We start from the raw sequence: 20089 nt of genomic DNA, 5'->3' as shown, positions 1-20089 counted from the left end.
GTGTAAGTTGTTTTTGAGCTCTCTTATAATTTAATCTACTCTTTCGCTAAAGAGATTTAGACTCAAAGCAGCTAGCCGTTATTTTCTGACTGCTAGATCAGATTGCTCTAAAAATGTATATTCTCTAATCCTTTTATTTTTGAATTATTAACTTCGACCGCAGTAGTGTTTAATTTTGAACCCATACAAAACTTCAAAAAATCTCTATCGATATAGTGATGTATATTTGAAATATGTTTTCTATTTTGCTGTGCAAAAAATAATTGATGAAGTCTAAAACGTTTTTATTGCTCATTACATCCGTATCTGCACTAGGCGGATTCTTGTTTGGTTATGATACTGGTGTGATTAATGGTGCTCAATACTATCTGAGTCAGCACTTTGACTTAGATCCAGCTTTAAAAGGTTGGGTAGTTGGGTCGGCCTTAATAGGTTGTCTTCTAGGGGCGTTGAGTGCGGGTTACCTGAGCATGAAAATTGGAAGAAAGTATTCATTGATAATTTCTGCCGCTTTATTTACAATTTCCGCATGGGGCTCTGGCTTGCCTTCTTTTTTACCTGAGTCCGTTAGTTTATTGGTCGTTTTTAGGATTATAGGGGGTCTTGGTATAGGTATAGCCTCTATGTCTGCTCCCATGTATATTGCTGAAATTGCCCCGTCACACAAGCGTGGAACTTTAGTTACCTTTTATCAATTGGCTATTGTTATTGGGTTTTTTGTAGTGTTTTTGGTGACTTACTTTATTGGCGATAAGTTAACTGTCGCCGAGAATATTGCCTTTGGCTGGCGGCGGATGTTTTGGTCGGAGTTAATTCCCAGTGGCTTGTTTTTGGTTCTGTTGTTTTTTGTTCCTAAAAGTCCAAGGTGGTTATACTTGATGCAGAGACCTGAAGAAGGTTATGGCACTCTTTTAAAAATCCATGGAAGCGAATTGGCCAAGAAAGAGGCTCATCAAATTCAGGAATCGATAGATCAAAATCTAGAAAAGCCTAAAGTCAACTTTTTTTCGAAAGCCATTCTAGGAATTATATGTATAGGGACTATATTTTCCATGCTACAACAATTTACTGGGATAAACGCCGTGTTGTACTATGGCTCAGATATTTTTGAAAAAGCCCTAGGCTTTGGTAAAGAGGATGTTTTATTACAACAAATCCTTTTAGCTTTTATCAATTTAATTTTCACTTTTATCGCCATGTTCTCCGTGGATAAATTCGGAAGAAAACCGCTGATTTATATAGGAAGCGTCGGAATGATCATTGGATTTTCTCTACTCGGTATTAGTCTTCAGCAACAAAGTGTTGGTTTGGTTTCTTTAATAGGTGTATTGCTTTTTATAGCGTCGTTTGCGATGTCAATGGGACCTGTCGTTTGGGTTTTGCTCTCCGAGATGTTCCCCAATCGAATCCGAAGTGCTGCCATGTCTATTGCTGTAGCAGCCCAATGGGCATCGAATTACGTAGTGTCGCAATTTTTTCCAGTCGTTTCTGAAAGTGAAACCAATATGAATAGCTTTTGGAATGGATCACTGCCTTATTTTATATTTATAGGGTTTATACTATTTATCATAGTGTTCACCTACAAATTTATACCAGAAACTAAAAACAAATCACTTGAAGAGCTTGAAGATATTTGGGATTAAGAGTTACAAACTCAATAATATAATGTTTCGTGTAAGTTTACACGTTTGTTTGTTCTTTTGCTTTTTAGGAAGTAGTTACTCACAGGAATTACCTCCTGTTTTAAGTTTTTCGCCTAAAGACTATCAAGCCGACAACCAGAACTGGTCCATTACACAAGGAGAAAACAAGCACATCTACATTGCCAATAATAAGGGATTATTGGAGTATGACGGGGAAGCCTGGACGCTATATCCATCTCCTAACCAAACCATTCTTCGCTCCGTTTTTTTTCATGATGATAAAATATACTCGGGGAGTTATCGTGAATTTGGATATTGGGAAAAACAATCTACAGGTGAGCTTGACTATAATTCACTATCTCTCGATATTATTGATTCTATTGGTACAGATGAACAATTCTGGACTATTGAACGTCTTGAAGACTGGATCATTTTCCAATCTTTAGATCATTTATATACCTATCATACCGATGATAAGTCCGTCAATAAAATTTCTATTGAAGGCTCCATTTCAAAAATGTTTAAGTTAGAGTCCGATCTTTATTTTCAAATTGTGAATAAAGGGCTCTTCAAAATTGAAGACGGAACTCCTTCTCTGGTCTCAAACCACGATTTCTTTACAACCAATCTTATAACCAATCTTTATACCTACAAGAATCAAATCTTGGTGCAAACTGAAACAGAAGGGATTTATACATTAGAGGAGGCACCTCAATTATGGCCTTCCAATTTTACTCGCCTTAATACCTTCAATGTATATGCAAGTTTACAAAAAACGGATGGAGGCCTTGTTTTAGGGACTATTTCTCAAGGGGCTATTTTTCTTACTCCCGAAGGTCGCATTATAAATCAAATTTCACAGCAGGAGAGCCTTACCAACAATACTGTTTTATCTGTCTTTGAGGATATAGACAGGAATGTTTGGCTTGGACTCGATAATGGTATTGATTGTGTTAATATAAATTCGTCTATCAGTGTTTTTAATGACGATAAAGGAATTTTGGGCACCATATATACTTCTATCGTTCACAATAATCGTCTCTATTTGGGAACAAATCAAGGCCTTTTCTATAGAACAGTTGAAAGCCCTGGCGAGGACTTTAAACTTGTGGAAGGATCCAAAGGACAAGTATGGACTCTTAAAAGCATTGATGATACTTTATTTTGCGGCCATAACAACGGGACGTTTGTGGTGGGAGATAACGATTTTGAGCAACTCTCGGACTTACTAGGCACCTGGTGCTTTAAGACAGTCCCAAATCAACCAAGCCTTATTCTACAGGGTAATTATTCAGGTTTGAGTGTTTTAGAGAAGGTGAGCGGTCAATGGCAGTTTCGTAATAAAATTAAAAACTTTGACGTGTCCTCAAAATTTGTTGAATTCATATCACCCAATGAAGTTTTAATTGATCATGAATACAAAGGCGTTTATCGGATAAGCTTAGACAAAGATTTCACTCAAGTTTCTAAAATCTACCAATACTTAGATCTAGAAAAAGGCCTATACTCTAGTTTGGCTAAATTTAAAGGCCAAGTGTATTACGCCCACCAAAAAGGCATTTGGAAATTTCAGATGGATGACAATACTTTTCAAAAAGACAGTTTACTAAGCCAGATGTATTCAGAAGAGACTTACTCCTCTGGAAAATTAGCAGTAACTGATGGAGAAATCGGCCTGTGGAGTTTCAATAAAAACAGTATAGATTTCACCTTACAAGGGAAAGTAAATGATAGTTACAGGCTAGCTTCCATTCCAATTACATCTGACTCTAGAGGAACGATGGCGGGTTATGAAAACATTCTTCAGTTAAACGACGATGAATATTTATTGGGCCTTACACAAGGCTATATGGTCATCAATTACAATAAATTTTCTAAATCAAAAATAGACCAACCTCTTAATCTCACTTCCGTACAGTATTGGGAAAATGGAAAAGAACCGGTATCATTGACCACAGACCAACCAGCAGTATTGAAGAACAAGTTCAATAACATTCATTTTAGTTTTAGTGTCCCGCACTTTGAAAAATACTTTTCTCCCGAATATCAATTTCGCCTCAAAGGGTTTTTAGAAGACTGGACTGCTTGGGGGTCAAAAAACGAAATGACATATAGCAACCTGTCTTATGGAGACTATGAATTTCAGGTGAGAGCACGAATTGGGGAGCGGTACCAAACCAGTCCCAAATCGTTTGTATATACTGTAGAGCGTCCTTTTGCTTTTTCAAACCTTATGCTTATGGTTTATCTTTTAATTTCAATTGTTTTCTTTTCAGTGGTTCACACTTTCTATAGACGCTATTATAAGAAGCAAAAAATTGAATTAAAGCGAAAAGCTAACCAGGAATTGGAGCTTAAAGAGCTTGAAAACGAACAAGAACTTATGCAAGTTAAAAATGAACAGCTCAAACAAGATATAGAAAGCAAGAATAGAGAGTTGGCTGTATCTACGATGAGCTTAATTAAGAAAAATGAATTTCTAAATTCAATAAAAGAGGAACTCCAAAAATCTAAACCTTTACAAGCCTCTTCTAAGAAAGTGATTAAGATTATCGATAAAAACATCAACAATTCAGACGATTGGAAGATCTTCGAAGAAGCCTTTAATAATGCGGATAAAGACTTTTTGAAAAAGATGAAATCTAAACATAACTCCTTAACGCCAAATGATTTAAGACTAAGCGCTTACTTGCGTTTGAACTTATCGTCGAAAGAGATCGCTCCGCTTTTCAATATATCTACAAAAAGTGTAGAAGTGAAACGATATCGTTTGCGTAAAAAAATGGACTTACCCCGTGAAATTGGCCTAACCGATTATATTTTGGAAATATAGAACCAATACAATTGCCACTTTCTACTCTACATTACCACTACAAACGGACTAAAATACTGAAATACAACGTTGTAGTTAAAAATTTAACAAGTCTATTCAGCTCACTATAAATAGGCGACGAGATACTATTATGTCTCAAAAATCCTATATTTTAACAACTTGTAGTTTTTTTGTAATTCATAAAAAACTCATTGTGATGTACTTAGTGTTAGATTTACGTTAAACAAACAATAGATATGATTAAAAATATTTTGTTAACGACGTTTTGCTTTTTCTCGCTTTGCCTGTTTTCGCAGGAGAGAGATATAGAAGGCAGTGTGGCAGATAAAGAATCTGGGATGCCTTTACTAGGAGTGAATGTCATCGTAGAGGGCACTACACAAGGGACAACCACAGATTTTGACGGTAACTTTATATTGCCTTCGGTCCAAGAGAGCGCAACTTTAGTATTTTCCTATTTAGGGTTTAAAACCTTGAAGATAAAAGTTGCAGGGCGAACCCAATTTGATGTTCAGCTAGAGGCCGATACTGAGTCTTTGGATGATGTAGTGGTGATTGGATACGGTTCTAGTAGTAAACGAAAAATCACGGGCTCTGTTTCTACTGTTAATTCTGAATCTATTCAGGATCTTGAACCCATCAATGCTGCTACTGCATTACAGGGAACTTCTGCAGGGGTAAGTGTAACTCCTCAATCTGGTGCGCCTGGGGCAGAATCCAATATTAGAATTAGAGGAGTATCCACCAATGGAAATAGTTCACCATTAATTATCTTAAATGGTGCTCAGTACGACGGTGGTTTAAATTCTATTAATCCTCAAGATATTGAGTCCATAACAGTCCTAAAAGATGCACAAGCTGCTATTTATGGTTCCATAGGAGCAAATGGGGTTGTTCTTATCGAAACCAAAAGAGGAAAAAGAAATCAGTCTGCAGTGGTGTCTTATAATACTTACGTTGGTCTGCAGGAAACAACAAGAAAATTGCCTTTATTAAACGCCAACGAATATGTGTTACTGACCAATGAAAAATATGCTAACGCAGGTCAAGATTTGCCATTTACTAATCTATCTCAAATTAACAATAATACAGATTGGCAAGATCAAGTTTTTGAAACTCCCACAGTCATCAGCAATAATGTATCTATAAGAGGTGGGTCCGAGAATACCGATTATTCCTTTAGCGCATCTCATCTAGACCAAGGTGGTATTGTTGCTCCCGATAAATCTAACTTTAAGAGAACAACAGCCAGCATTTCCCTAAACACAGATGTGAGAGATTTTTTAAATGTGAGTGCTAATGTGTTCTTCACCAACAATAGATCTCAAGGCATAAATTCATTTGGGTTGGGTTCGGTTCTTTTCAACGCCATCAATATTGCTCCAGTCATCAATCGGAGCCAAAATAATTTGGATGGCACTATAGATTTGGGCAACGAAGTGGTTAACCCACTTGCGCAAATCAATAATACCTTCAACGATTTTGAGAGTAATCGACTAAGTGGATCCTTTCAAGCTGAGCTAGAGTATATCAAGGATTTTAAATTAACCGCCAGATATGGATTCAATTCTTCTAAATTAAATAATAGAGAATTTTTCCCAGAGTTTAATTTCGGAACGGGAAAAGTATTTAATAGACCTGTCAATCAAGTCGATCTGGATCAGCAAGATTTTTATGATTACACATTTGACTTGTTCAATACCATAGAAAAAACATTTTTTGGTGAATTGGACGTCACAAACACAACAGGTTTAACCGTGTTTAGGTCTCATGGAGAAGGTTTATTTGGTTCTAGAACAGGCGTTCTAAGGAATAGCTATGACTTTGCTGACTTAGGTTCTGCTACTGGTGTTGGAGAAGGAAATCAAACTAATGGATCATTTGTAAGCGAGTTTAGAAGATTATCTTACTTCACAAGATTTGAATTTGATTATCAAGATAAATATTTGTTTTCGGCCATATTAAGAAGGGATACTTCATCTCGATTTGGACCTAATAATTCTACTGGATGGTTTCCTTCAGTAACAGCCGGATGGTTATTGACTGAAGAGGATTTTATTGGAACTAATGATATTTTAAATTTTGCTAAGCTAAGAGCAAGTTACGGTGAACTTGGAAATGACCAGATTGGAGATTTTCTCTTTTTATCTGTTCTGAGTGGTGAAGCAGAGTACTTATTTGGTCCAGACCAAGGTCTGACTACTGGACAAGCTCTAGGTCCCTTAGCTAATCCAAGCGTGAAGTGGGAAACCGCTAAGAAATTGGATATAGGTCTAGATCTTCAATTATTCAATAATGACCTGGACATAACATTAGATTATTACGATAACACAAGGGAAGATCTACTGATACCAGGAATACCAACCTCAGGTATATTTGGAATAGCAGCTCCAGGGAGCTCTGCTCCAACCATCAACGCAGGTACAGTTAAAAACACTGGTTTTGAAGCCACATTGGGATATAGTAAAGATTTTAGTGATGACTTTTCATTCTCTATCAATTATAACGTAAGTACTATCGATAACGAGGTTACTCAAATTAACGGTGCAGAGTTCCTAGAAGGTGGCCAGTTTAGTGTAGGTCAGCAACCTCCATCCAGAATGGAAGTAGGATTACCTTTAGGATATTTTTACGGTCTTAAGACTGATGGAATATTCCAGTCTCAAGCTGAAGTAGAGGCACATCCTTCTCAATCTCAACTTGCAGGTGTTGAAGCTAGTCCTGGTGATTTAAGGTTTGTAGATACGAACGGAGATGGTGTTATAAGTCAAGATGATAGAACGTATATTGGTGACCCAATACCAGATGTAACCATGGGTCTGAATTTATCTTTTACTTACAAAAACTTCGACTTTAGCGCTTATTCTTTTGCTAACTTAGGCAATGAAATTGTAAGAAATTTTGAAAGAGATCAGATCAACGTTAATATGTTAAGTAGACGATTAAATCGTTGGACAGGTCCTGGGACCTCTTCTACAGAGCCTCGAGTGACAACTGGAGCTACAGCCAATAAATTATTTTCAGACTATTTTGTTGAGGACGGTTCCTTTTTAAGAATACAAACCATTTCTCTGGGTTATAATGTTCCCGTTGAAAACTTAAAGGCTTTTGGTATCAATGGAGTTAAAATTTATGCTAAAGTTGATAACGCATTTACCTTTACAGAATACTCCGGATACGATCCTACAGCCTCCACAGGAGCTCCAATTGGAGGAGGAATTGATCTTGGATTCTATCCGCTGCCAAGAACCTATACACTTGGACTAAATGTTAAACTTTAAACGAATGAAAATGGCAAAGACAATATATAACCAATGGTTCATGATTTTAATGGCATTAGCCTTAGTATCATGCTCAGACGATTTTGTGGAACTAGAACCACCTTACCGACTTACCTCAGAAAACTTTTTTGAGGATGAAGAAGACTTTCAAAACGCATTGATTGGCTCCTATGATATTTTGCAGTCTACTTATGTTAATGTTATTCTTGGAGAAATTGCTTCAGACAATACGCATGCCGGAGGAGAAAGTGCAACCGACGTTGTAGGATGGCAGCAGGTAGATAGAATGGCTCATACCCCAGATAACAATAATCTGGATGATATTTGGGATTTCAATTTCGCTGGTGTTTACAGAGCATCTTATATCCTTGAAAATGCTGATAAGATAGATTTTGAAGGTAAGGAGCAAATTATTGCTGAAGCACGTTTTTTAAGAGCTTATTTCAATTTTGAACTAGTAAAATGGTTCGGGGCTATACCTATTAAGCCAGAAGGTAAATTTGAACTAGGTGAAGAAACATCTCTGCCCAGAACATCGATTGATTTAGTATACCAATATATCGAGAATGATCTTTCTCTGGCCATACCGAATATGTCTTCCCAGGCTTTAGAAATAGGACGAGCTTCCAAAGCTTCTGCCCAGGCACTTCTTGGTAAGGTGCACTTGTACCAAGATGAATTTAATCTAGCGGCCCCTTTGTTTGATGCTGTTATTGGTTCACAACAGTTTCATTTGTATGGAACAGAAGGCGATGAAGAATACGAAGACCTTTTTGAATTTGAAGCTGAAAATAGTGCAGAATCTGTTTTTGAAATTCAATATTCCGGTCAAGCCCAAGGAGCTAGTTTTGATTGTTTACAATGTAGTGAAGGTAATGTCATGGTAGGATTTAGTGGTGTAAGAGGCTACAACGGTCCTGTCTTTGAATCTGGATTTGGCTTTAATTTACCTACTGAAGAAACTTATAATGCCTTTGATTTAGACGACTTAAGAAGAGATGTTTCTATCTTGAACATTGAAGCTTGGGCTGCAGACACAGGAGCAACTTTTACCATAGGAAACCAAGACCCTACAACAGGTCATACCGGGTATTACAATAGAAAGTATATCCCTAGACAAAATGATAATTTAGGGGATGCTAATTTGACACAGCCAAACAATTACAGAGCTATCCGTTATGCTGATGTTCTATTGATGGCAGCTGAAGCTTTAAATAGAGGAGGTATCAACGATCAATTAGCATTAGATTATGTGAACGAAGTTCGTGAAAGAGCAGGATTAGATGATGTGAATTTATCAGGAGGCCAGTTAACTGAAGAGATATATACTCAAAGACGACTAGAGCTTGTAGGTGAAGGACACCGTTTCTTTGATTTAGTGAGAACTGGAAGAGCAGCCAACGTGATTGATGGATTTACTCCAAACAAAAATGAAGTTTTCCCTGTACCACTTGAAGAAATTCAATTTTCTCAAGGAAATTGGGAACAAAACGCAAACTACTAATACATAACAGAGATGAAAAAGCAATTTTTAATATTATACCTACTCATGATTGCAGTGTTTACTGTATCATGTTCTGATGATGAGGGTCTTCAAGATATACCAATTGGGGCTCCTTCCAATATTGATGCTAAGATCAGTTTTACTCAAGATAATTCAGGACTGGTGACTATCCTGCCTAAAGCTGAAAATGTGAACCTTTTTTATGCTGATTTTGGCGATGGAAGTGAACTTTCAGATACCATCAGTGTTGGAGAATCACTTTCGCACATTTATGCGGAAGGCACTTTTGATTTAACTCTTGTAGCCATGAATGCGGCTGATAAGCAAACAGAGTCAGTTCAACCTATAGAAGTGTCCTTCAATGCACCCGAAAATCTTGAAGTTACCATCGAAAATGATGGAGTTGAATCCAATACTGTAAATGTTTCTGTAACTGCTGACTTTGCGACAAGCTTTGAAGTTGATTTTGGTGAAGAGGGTGTTGAGTCTGTAGTTAGTGGTTCAATCGAAGAAACATTATCTTACACGTATCAACAATCTGGAGCATATACGATTTCAGTTGAAGTTATGGGTGCTGCATCACAAACCACAACTTATGTAGAAGAAGACTTTTTTGTAGAAGAGATTTTAGTGCCAGTTGTTGCTGCACCAAGACCAGCGGAACCTTCTCCAAATGTTATTGCTATCTATAGTGATAGATATACACCAATCACGGTTACGGAATTACCAACAGAGTGGTCGGACACTAACTTTGAAGAAGTTATAATTGAGGGTGATAATACTATTAAGTATTCTAATCTTGCTTTTACCGGTATTGTAACGGACTATGGAAATCCAACTGACTTAACTGATATGGACTATGTGCATTTTGACTACTGGACTCCCGATGCTTCTGCACTAGGTTTTAAATTAGTTAATACTGTCATTGGTGAAGAAGATATAGAATTTGTAGAACCTATTACTTCAGGCCAGTGGGTGAGCGTAAAATTTCCTCTAGCAGATTATGCTATGGATAGATCCCAAGTGACTCAGTTATTGTTTGATACCGCAGGAAACCCTGCTACTGTTTATATCGATAACTTATACTTTTCAAAAGATGTAGCACAACAGCCAACTGCATCAGCTCCAGTTCCTACGCAAGACGCTTCAAACGTAATTTCAATCTATAGTGATGCATATACATCCATTACTGTAAGTGAACTACCAACTGTATGGTCTGGTTCAGGCTATGAGGAGGTTGCAGTAGATGGAAATAATGCCATGTTATTTACAAACTTTGATTTCTTAGGAATTGTTACAGATTATGGTAATCCTACTGATTTAACAAGTATGACACATGTCCATTTTGACTATTGGTCCCCAAATGCAGAAAGTTTAGGACTTAAGCTAGTGAATACTGCTTTAGACCCAGTACAGGAGGACTTAGCAAATGCTGGAGCTTTAACTTTAGGAGAATGGGTAAGTGTGGATATCCCACTTGCGGATTTTGATATGGATCTTTCTGCTGTTACTCAGTTAATTTTTGATAACCTAGTTGAAGCAGATGCAGACGATACAGTGTATATCGATAACTTCTATTTTTACAATTAAATTTTTAGACAATGAAAAAATATAATCACATAATTCTAAGTCTTCTTGTACTGCTTGTTATAGTAAGTTGCCAGGATGATGATCAACAATTTGGGGAAATTAATGCCCCATCAAATATTGATATTACTGCAGAAATCATTGGTGCCGATAGCGAAAATCCTAATGGCGATGGCTCTGGAGAAGTTATTTTTACAGCCAAAGCAGACAATGCAATCTCTTATGGTTTTGTTTACCAATCCAATAAAAAGAATGCCCCATCAGGATCAGCATCTTTTATATTTTCCACTTTAGGTGTTAATTCTTATACTATTTCCGTTATAGCTTACGGTAAAGGTGGTGTTTCTTCATCTGAAACATTTGATGTTGAGGTTTTAGCAACTTATGAACCGCCTGTAGAATTAAAGGCTAAGCTCTATGATTTTGATCCCAATAATCCTGATGCTGTCACTTCAAAAACATGGAGAATTAAATCTTCAGTGCCAGGTCATTTTGGTCTAGGTCCTGTTGGTGGGAATATACCTGTTGAATTTTTCGGTGTAGCTCCTGAAGAAAAAGTTGGTGTAGGAATGTATGATGATCGCTATATTTTTGATTCAGACGGAACCTTCAAGCTTATTACAAACGTCAATAACGATGATACTTCAGGGACTGTATTTGGACGAGGTGCTTATGTAGATCAATTGGGCAGCTCCGGCGGAACGCCTAATGGTGATGATATAGAAAATTTACCTCTTGAAGATTTTCAAACTACCTGGCAACTCATCAATCCTGGTGGTGCAGAAACTATTAGTCTATCAGGACTAGGGTTTATAGGTTACTATACGGGTACACACAATTATCAAATATTTGATCGTTCTGAGCCTAATGAAATGACTTTAAAGATAACTGATGGTAATTCTGAGTTTGACTGGTGGTTTATAATTACTTCAGAAGAATAGGCATAATATCATAAGTTTCTTATCAATATCAAAAAAGAGGATTCAAACATCCTCTTTTTGATATTATTGCTTTAAATAAGTCTGATTTGATTTGTCAAACGTTCTTTTATGAATACTATTTTTAAACAAGTATTTGTAAAATCTAATTAATCATTCGAATAAGTAAACCGCACAATAAACAACACATGAATTTTAAACATTTTATTTATATGAGTATTGCTATACTCATTTTATCTTGTCAGCAAAACCCTGCAAATATAAATTCCTCCAAAACTATCGACGCCCAAGTGCAAGAGCTTTTGGCTAAAATGACTCTGGAAGAGAAAATTGGCCAGATGAACCAGTACAGTGGGTTTATGGACTTTACGGGGCCTCAACCCAATGAAGGCAGAGCGGCCAATAAGCTAGAACAGATTAAAAAAGGCTTGGTTGGTTCCATGCTAAACGTTCATGGAGTAGAAAACATCAAGGCTGTTCAAAAACTAGCAGTAGAAGAAAGCAGATTGGGGATCCCGCTAATTTTTGGCTTCGATGTAATTCATGGATATAAGACTATAAGCCCTATTCCACTTGCCGAAGCCGCAAGTTGGGATCTAAAAGCCATCCAAAGATCTGCAGAAGTCGCTGCTGAAGAAGCTTCTGCGGCCGGCATCAATTGGACGTTTGCACCAATGGTTGATATTTCTAGAGACGCTCGTTGGGGTCGTGTTATGGAAGGAGCTGGTGAAGATCCTTTTTTGGGAAGCGAAATTGCTAAAGCTAGAATACGAGGGTTTCAAGGCGATGATTTATCTGCGGTGAACACGGTTGCCGCTACTGCAAAACATTTTGCAGCCTACGGGTTTGCAGAGGCAGGTCGAGAATACAATACAGTAGATATTGGAACTTCAACTCTTTACAATGTGGTGTTCCCCCCTTTTCGAGCTTCTTTAGACGCAGAGGTAAAGACGGTGATGAACGCCTTTAATGTGGTTAACGGGATTCCTTCTACTGGAGATAAATTTCTGCTAAGAGATATTTTAAAAGAGAAATGGGACTTTCAGGGTTTTGTGGTTTCAGACTGGGATTCTGTAGGTGAAATGGTTGCACATGGTCTTGCAAAAAATGGCCGTGAAGCAGCTAAGTCAGGAGTTATTGCAGGATCCGATATGGACATGGAATCCTACCATTATGTAGAGCAATTGGTGAGTCTTGTGAAAGATGGTGAAGTCGATGAAGCACTTATCACTGATGCCGCACGTCGTATTCTGAAAGTTAAATTCGAATTAGGTCTTTTTGAAGATCCCTATAAGTATTGTTCAATAGAAAGGGAAAAGGAAACAATTTACAATCCAAAGTTCAAAAAAGATGTTTTGGATATGGCCAAAAAATCGATTGTTCTCTTAAAAAATGAGAACAATACGTTACCTCTAAAATCTTCAGGACAAAACATTGCAGTGATTGGAGCTTTAGCAGATGATAAAACGTCTCCTTTAGGGAGTTGGAGAATCGCTGCGGATGATGGCACTGCTGTTTCTGTTTTAGAAGGTCTAAATGCGTACACTAAAAATAACTATAGTTATTCTAAGGGTGCAGATGTGGTCACGGGGAAAAAGCAATTTACACAAGAGCTAACTATAAATAACACCGATAAAAGTGGTTTTCCTGAGGCTATTGCTACAGCCAAATCTGCGGATGTAGTCATCATGGTGTTAGGGGAGCATGGTTTACAGAGCGGAGAAGGTCGAAGCAGAACTCGATTGGATTTGCCAGGAGTACAACAAGACCTCTTAGAGCAAGTGTATAAGGTAAACCCCAACATTGTCTTGGTTTTACAAAATGGAAGACCTCTAGCTATACCTTGGGCAGATGAGCACATCCCCGCGATAGTAGAAGCATGGCATTTAGGATCTGAAAGTGGTAACGCGATCGCTGAAATCCTTTATGGGGATTACAATCCTAGTGGAAAATTACCGATGACGTTTCCACGTCATGTCGGGCAAGTTCCTATTTATTACAACCATAAATCGACCGGAAGACCTAAACTCCCATCTCCTGGAGAGGTATTTTGGTCTCACTACACCGATGAAAAGCACACGCCCTTATATCCTTTTGGCTTTGGGTTAAGTTATACTACTTTCGATTTTGAGGAGTTAACAATTGATAATTCATATACCGAAAACAAGACTGTGAGTGTCTCTGTAAGGGTGACAAACACAGGCCAAAAATCTGGAAAAGTCACTACACAACTTTATCTGCAGGATGAATTTGCAAGTGTCACTAGACCCGTTAGAGAATTAAAAGCTTTTGAACAGGTGGAGCTTAACACAGGAGAAAGCAGGGTTTTAAGCTTTCAACTTCAAGATAAACAGCTTGGATTTTATAACAACGACGGTGAATTTTTAATAGAAGAGGGAAGTTTTCAGGTTTATGTTGGTGAAGATTCTCAAGCTCAACTTTCAAGCTCTTTTGAACTCTAAAAGTTTTGAAGGGAGTTGTCTCAATCACTACTGGTTTTGATCGCTCAAAATTATGTGATTGGGAGGCCAAGGCTATTAACTCTATTAGGCTAATAGTCAGGTAAAAGATGGTTTAAAATCTATTAAATTAGTAAAAAAATAAATTTAAAGACTTATTAAAATAGCGTATGTTTGATCATATTAAGGATACGCTAATCTGTTATGATCACTCTAAAAGAACTTGCCAAGCAACTAAACGTCTCTGTCTCAACAGTGTCTAAGGCACTTCACGATGCTAAAGATATTAGTGAAGGCACCAAAAAGCGAATCAAAGAAGCAGCTGAACTTTATAATTATAGACCCAATAAAACAGCTCTTGCACTTAAAGTAAATAAAACCAATACGATAGGGGTGATTATCCCTGATATCCTCAATCCTTTTTTCGCTCAAGTACTTCATGGCATAGAAGACTATGCGGCGGAACATAATTACGATACCATCGTCTGCGTAAGTCACGACCAGTTGAAAAAAGAGGCGCAAAGTCTTGATTTATTGATGCAAGGACGAGTAGATGGTTTTATTCTTTCGTTATCTTCAGAAAGTCTAGCTCAGGATGATTTTAAACATATAGACCAAATTGCACTGAATAAAAAAGGATTAGTGTTGTTTGATCGGACTACAGATCAAGTTGACTGCGATAAGGTGGTGATTGATGATAAGAAATCGGTTTATGATGCCACGCGAATTTTAATTTCTAAAGGCAAAACTAAAATTGCTTTTGTAAGCAATATCGAGGACCTAAACTTAGGTCAGTTGAGAAAAGAAGGTTATGAAAACGCTCTTAGGGATAAGGGCATAGAAGTCAACCACAGTCTAAGTTTAGACCTTACGGCATCTTCAGACCCTCATGGGCTCATTAAAGCCTTTTTATCTATGCAGGAGATCGATGGTGTCATTTCAGCAGATAATACCTCTTCCCTCATGTTTAAGAGTATTTTAAAATCAGAAAAGCCTAATACCAGTTCTGAAATCCCGCTGATTGGATTTTCAGACGAGAAAAACTCACTTTTGAGCTATCCAAGAATCGACTATATAGATCAAAATGCAATGAAAATTGGATCTAAAGCTGCAGAATTACTCATTAACAGACTGGAGTCTAAAGACCTTACCTCCAAGCCTATTACTTTTGAAATGCCTACCGAAATTCATCTTTCTTAAAGACTTAACTTTTTCAGTTTAAATTAAAATTACTTTCAGATGAAAATCATTAAAGAATTTAAAGAATTCGCTATTAAGGGGAATATGTTCGATATGGCAATCGGTATCATTATCGGGACCGCCTTTAGCAAAATTGTGACCTCCTTGGTGGATGATGTCGTGATGCCACTTTTGGGTATTGTAATAGGAAATGTCAATTTTAAAGAGCTTAGCCTAGTCTTAAGAGAGGAAATTATACAAAATGGCGTCATCACTCATGAGGCTATGCAATTAACCTACGGTAACTTTTTCCAAACGTCCATAGACTTTTTGATCATTGCCTTATCTATTTTTGCAGTCATCAAGATCATAAATAGATTAAGAACAAAGTCTGAGGATGAAACCAATCCGGCTGAAACTACTCCCAAAAACATTGAACTTTTAGCTGAAATACGTGACTTACTTAAGGAACAAAATAAGTCTAAAATTTAAAATTCACATTAAGCAAGATAATTCTTGGGAGAAGTCTATAGCTAGTTGTACTTGTAGAAATATCTGTAATATTGAAGTTCCTAAAGGTTCGAGTGTCAAAAAGGTTTTTGGCACTTAAGCCAAAATTGAGTTTTTTGTTTTTAGTAATGTACATAGCAGATAAGTCTGAAAAATAATAGTCGTTATCGCTTTCCAGATTTCCAAAGTAATAATACTCTGTATTCAGCGACATATTAAATCGGTCTGAAAACACATAACTTAAATCTAAAAAAGTAAAGTTATCCGTATTGCTGAAGGTGTTGCTGAAATTGTTCTGTAAGGTCTTTACTTCAGAAGTTCTAAATTCTGTCCCTACATGGTAATTAAACCCCGATAGGAAACCCGATCTTAACTCCAGTCCATAACTATAACTCTGGTTTTTGATTTCACGTTGTCCAGACTGATTCACAAAGTTGATAAAGTTGGTCTGGCTATAATTCAATTTCAACTTCAGGTTAGACGAAATAGCTTTTATATAGCGGTCAACAGTGGTATTTGCAGAAAACAATTCCTGATTTTCAATTAATATCTTCTCATTGATTTGAAATTCTTGCTGAATGAAAGAACGGTTGGAGAAAAAATCATGATTTTGGATATAATTGACACTCGCATTTGCAAAGAATTTATCCCCAAAGTTACCTAGTCTATAGTTTAGGATATAATTGCTCGAATTAAGTTGTGTAGGCTTCCCAAAGCCAAGAATAAATCCCCTGAAGTTGGTCAAAATATTATTTGGATATACATCGATGATAGAAGCATTATTGGTAGAGTAGGTATAACTGCCTAAAAGAGTATTTTGGTCATTCAACTTCCAACGTATGCCTAACTGGGGTTGCAAATAAAAAAAGTCTTGGTTTTGATTTACCTGATTGATATTTTCCAGACTATTCATCAATTGATGTGCTTCAATTTTCCCGGTTAGGTTGAGGTTTTCTCCTAATTTATAAAGGTAATCTCCTTTGGCATAAAAGTCTAAAACTTCGTAATTCGTTAGATTTTGAAAGTCTTCAGGTTCAATGCGGATTTCATTTTCGTCTATTAATTGAAAAGTAGATTCTAATTGGTCTTTACGGTAAGTTGCTCCTACGACCACTTCAATTAAATTTTTGTTCTCTTTACGATTTTTATATTCAATTTCGGTACCATAAAAATCCATGGTGTTTTGACTGAATTGACCCACATTCTCAATATTATTTTCATCCTCAAATAGATCAGCAAATAGAAATTGATTGTTGACATAAGTTTGAGGACTTTTATCATTGATGTATCTTCCGCTCAACAAAAGTACTTCTTTCTCATTGAGTTTATGGGTGTACAACAATTTTTGGTCTATCTGTTGATTATCATCTTGCAAGCTTTCTAGAGTAGAATTTCCATTGAAAATCAAGTTGCTGTCAGAATTTATATCACTACTATTGAAACTTCCCGTATATTCTAGCATTTGGTTGTCTGAAATATCATAGGTGTAATCCATTTTTCCAAAACCTAAAAACTTGTTTTTTGTGAGGGAAAAATCTTCTGTATTGGTAAAGTTTTTATCGTTGAGTAAAAACTGAGTTGCAGTGTTTCTGAAAAATTCATTTTTGTCCCAATTGAAAAATCCAAGTGTTCGCAGTTTCATATCCTCACTCAGATTATGAATCGCATTTAAGGAAACCAGTCTGGAGTCATTAAAATTGGTACGCTCTCGTTTTAATTGAGGTACATTTGTATAAAGACTGATTAAAGAACTGGCACGTTCGCCATCCCCAACACTTCCTGGTTGATTAAACCGCATTGGCCTAATCATTTGGCTCACATCTCCAATAGCGTCTTCGCCTATATTATTAGAATTACCTAAGAAGTAGTACTTACTTTTTTTACCAAAAGACATCAGGTTTACTCTGTTTTTTTGGTATAATTTATCCAAACCTCCAATACCAACATCTGCATTTCCAAACCACTGTTGGTTGTAGTCGTCTTTTAGTTTAATATTCATAGCAACCCGGTCACTCTCCTCAATGCCTTTGAGTAGCTTGTTACTTGAATACTTATCATAGATTTCAATTTTATCTACGGCATCCGAAGTCATATTCTTACTCAAGACTTTGTAGCCTTTTTCAAACAAATCGTCGCCATCTACCATGAGTCGTTCAATTTCACGATCACCTACTTTTATGGTGCCATCGCCGTCGACTTGCACACCAGGCAGATTTTTGAGTAAATCTTCAACCACTACTTCACTACCACGTCTAAAACTATCCGCATCGAATATTATAGTGTCCTTTTTTATAGAAATGGGTCGTTCTCCCTCAATATTAACATTCTCTAATAGCATTTCTTCTTCAAAAAGGACGGCATTAACTTCAATGGACTCTTGACCGTTGAGGTTGATTATGATTTCTTTTTTGGAATAGCCTAAAGAGACAAATACTACTTTCAACTCACCTATTTTGTTAACGTTGAGTTGATAATTGCCATCTTGTTGAGTAGCGGTATAAGCCAAAATTCTGCTGCTCTCAACTGGCTGAAGTAATACGTTCACGTAGCCTATAGGATTTCCTAAGCTGTCTTGTATAGTTCCTTCAATTTGGGTTTGGGAATAACTAAACATTCCTATCAAAACAAATAGGAATGGTAGTATATGTTTTAATATGGATAGTTTATTCAATGTTTACTTAATTTTCTTCCCATTCATATTTTCTTTCCAAATCTTGGTCTCTATGTCGAACAGTCCTAAAGTTTCCCCCTCTTCCACCTAATTTTGTATTGATTCGTTTTTGTTTTTCATCATAAGCTTTTCTAGACATATTTAGGCCCTCTTGATAAGTCATTTCTTTAGCTTCATCGCTAATTTGAGGCTCAAGACTATCTTCTGTTAGCTCTGCATTAAGATTAAGTTTGGTAACTGTCCAAGTAAATTTTCGATCTTCGTCATACATCTTCAGAATCAAGCCTGGGAGTCCATTGATCTTCCAAGGGCCAAAACTTATAGGAATCGCTGGAGCGAACCAAGCGATTAAAGCTCTACCCCTAAAATAGGTAGTTGCTTTTATCACTTGATAGTTTCCAACGCTATCAACTTCATCAGTAATTTCCCAATCATAGTCTAGACCTGTATCATAAACAATATAATTGGTATTGGAGTTTACTACAGATTTTACAATATCTTTTGTTGAAGCTTTATAATACCACACATTATTAAAATCGCTCGGTTTTTCTATGATAGAAATACTCCCATCCTCCTTTAAGCTTGCGCCATACTCATTTTCCTCATTAAGTTGAGATTTAAAATGTACTTGCTTGGCCTTTTCATTACTTGCATATAGCACTATCCGCTTAGACATTTTAGCATTAGATGTTTCAGACGTATGTAAATATTCAGCCATAATAGTGTTTTGTCCAAACACAAAAAAAGGAAAAATAATAAGGATATTTGATAAAATTGATTTCATAACTGATTTAATTATTTGTTACTAGTCTGCGTATAAGGCTAAGTATCTATCAGCTCTCATTTGACAATCTAAATTGCCGAAACCATTATTTGCAACCTCACCAAGATAATGATAAGATGTACTTGTTTCTTGTTGACCAAACATATTAGTTGTAGTTGTCGTTATAGCTATTGTACAACTTCTAAAAATTTCAATATCATTGAAATTAAGCTTATTGTCTGCAAAAGTAACATTTCCAATTAACAACAATATTAGGGTAAAAAATAAATTTTTCATTTTCGTAAATTTTAAATATATAGTTATACTCAGTTTTATAACATAAGTAGGTTAATTATTACTTAACAAGGCTAATTTATCTTAATAAGCAGATTGGAGTTCTCATGTAAAACCCTATCTTTTTTTCGAAATACGATGTAGTTTAAACATGTCAATTTACTGGGAGTGCTTCTACCTTGTAGAAACATTCTCCTTTTTCAAATTTTGATTTTAATCTTATACTTTAATTTTTATAAAGATAAAACTTACTATCCTCTTATAATTACGGTTTGACCGTACATTTATTACGGTTTAACCGTAAATTTTAAATTTCGTAGTAAAGTGCTATACACTTGTCCTTTAATAGATTAAGAACAAGGTCTGAGGATGAAACCAATCCGGCTGAAACTACTCCTAAAAACATTGAACTTTTAGCTGAAATACG

The 20089-nt window shown here is 36.4% G+C and carries 12 protein-coding genes; 9 read left to right on the top strand and 3 right to left on the bottom strand.

Translation table 11 applies throughout. From position 1 onward, the window contains the following. The first annotated feature begins 266 nt into the window (after nt 1-266). From PGOND44_RS10830 to mscL, 9 genes are all read left to right on the top strand, one after another. Complete coding sequence (locus tag PGOND44_RS10830) at nt 267-1643, top strand: sugar porter family MFS transporter (protein WP_003441545.1); 1377 nt, start codon at nt 267-269, stop codon at nt 1641-1643. Next, entirely contained in the window at nt 1615-4476 is a 2862-nt protein-coding gene (locus PGOND44_RS10825) for a triple tyrosine motif-containing protein (protein WP_081606526.1), read from the top strand. The genes PGOND44_RS10830 and PGOND44_RS10825 overlap by 29 nt, the downstream gene beginning before the upstream one ends. Nucleotides 4477-4712: 236 nt before the next feature. Continuing rightward, the gene (locus tag PGOND44_RS10820; protein ID WP_003441543.1) at nt 4713-7757 is read left to right on the top strand and encodes a SusC/RagA family TonB-linked outer membrane protein; all 3045 of its coding nucleotides are present in this window, start codon (nt 4713-4715) and stop codon (nt 7755-7757) included. A 10-nt stretch (nt 7758-7767) separates the two neighbouring features. Continuing rightward, the gene (locus tag PGOND44_RS10815; protein ID WP_040556068.1) at nt 7768-9261 is read left to right on the top strand and encodes a RagB/SusD family nutrient uptake outer membrane protein; all 1494 of its coding nucleotides are present in this window, start codon (nt 7768-7770) and stop codon (nt 9259-9261) included. Between the two features lie 12 nt (nt 9262-9273). After that, the gene (locus PGOND44_RS10810) at nt 9274-10851 is read left to right on the top strand and encodes a hypothetical protein (RefSeq protein WP_003441538.1); all 1578 of its coding nucleotides are present in this window, start codon (nt 9274-9276) and stop codon (nt 10849-10851) included. A gap of 11 nt (nt 10852-10862) precedes the next feature. After that, nucleotides 10863-11789 (top strand): hypothetical protein, encoded by a 927-nt coding sequence (locus PGOND44_RS10805; protein WP_003441536.1) that lies wholly within the window; start codon nt 10863-10865, stop codon nt 11787-11789. Between the two features lie 185 nt (nt 11790-11974). Further along, on the top strand, nt 11975-14248 hold the full coding sequence (bglX, locus tag PGOND44_RS10800; RefSeq protein WP_003441534.1) for a beta-glucosidase BglX: 2274 nt from the start codon (nt 11975-11977) through the stop codon (nt 14246-14248). A gap of 201 nt (nt 14249-14449) precedes the next feature. Then, nucleotides 14450-15445, top strand: a complete 996-nt coding sequence (locus tag PGOND44_RS10795) for a LacI family DNA-binding transcriptional regulator (RefSeq protein ID WP_003441532.1) — start codon at nt 14450-14452, stop codon at nt 15443-15445. A 39-nt stretch (nt 15446-15484) separates the two neighbouring features. Next, on the top strand, nt 15485-15916 hold the full coding sequence (mscL, locus tag PGOND44_RS10790) for a large-conductance mechanosensitive channel protein MscL (protein WP_003441531.1): 432 nt from the start codon (nt 15485-15487) through the stop codon (nt 15914-15916). Here mscL and PGOND44_RS10785 read toward each other — a convergent pair. The 3 genes from PGOND44_RS10785 to PGOND44_RS10775 are packed head-to-tail and all read right to left on the bottom strand — an operon-like array spanning nt 15906 to nt 19665. Then, entirely contained in the window at nt 15906-18605 is a 2700-nt protein-coding gene (locus PGOND44_RS10785) for a carboxypeptidase-like regulatory domain-containing protein (protein ID WP_147227060.1), read from the bottom strand. The genes mscL and PGOND44_RS10785 overlap by 11 nt on opposite strands. A 7-nt stretch (nt 18606-18612) precedes the next feature. Then, nucleotides 18613-19389, bottom strand: a complete 777-nt coding sequence (locus PGOND44_RS15030; RefSeq protein ID WP_003441527.1) for a GLPGLI family protein — start codon at nt 19387-19389, stop codon at nt 18613-18615. 21 nt (nt 19390-19410) lie between these two features. Continuing rightward, nucleotides 19411-19665, bottom strand: coding sequence for a hypothetical protein (locus PGOND44_RS10775; RefSeq protein WP_003441525.1), 255 nt, complete (start codon nt 19663-19665; stop codon nt 19411-19413). Between the last annotated feature and the right edge of the window lie 424 nt (nt 19666-20089).

Origin of the sequence: Psychroflexus gondwanensis ACAM 44, assembly GCF_000355905.1 — a bacterium.
GTDB lineage: Bacteria > Bacteroidota > Bacteroidia > Flavobacteriales > Flavobacteriaceae > Psychroflexus > Psychroflexus gondwanensis.
The sequence above is the reverse complement of the archived record's forward strand: the minus strand, read 5'-3'. Positions and strand labels throughout refer to the sequence as shown.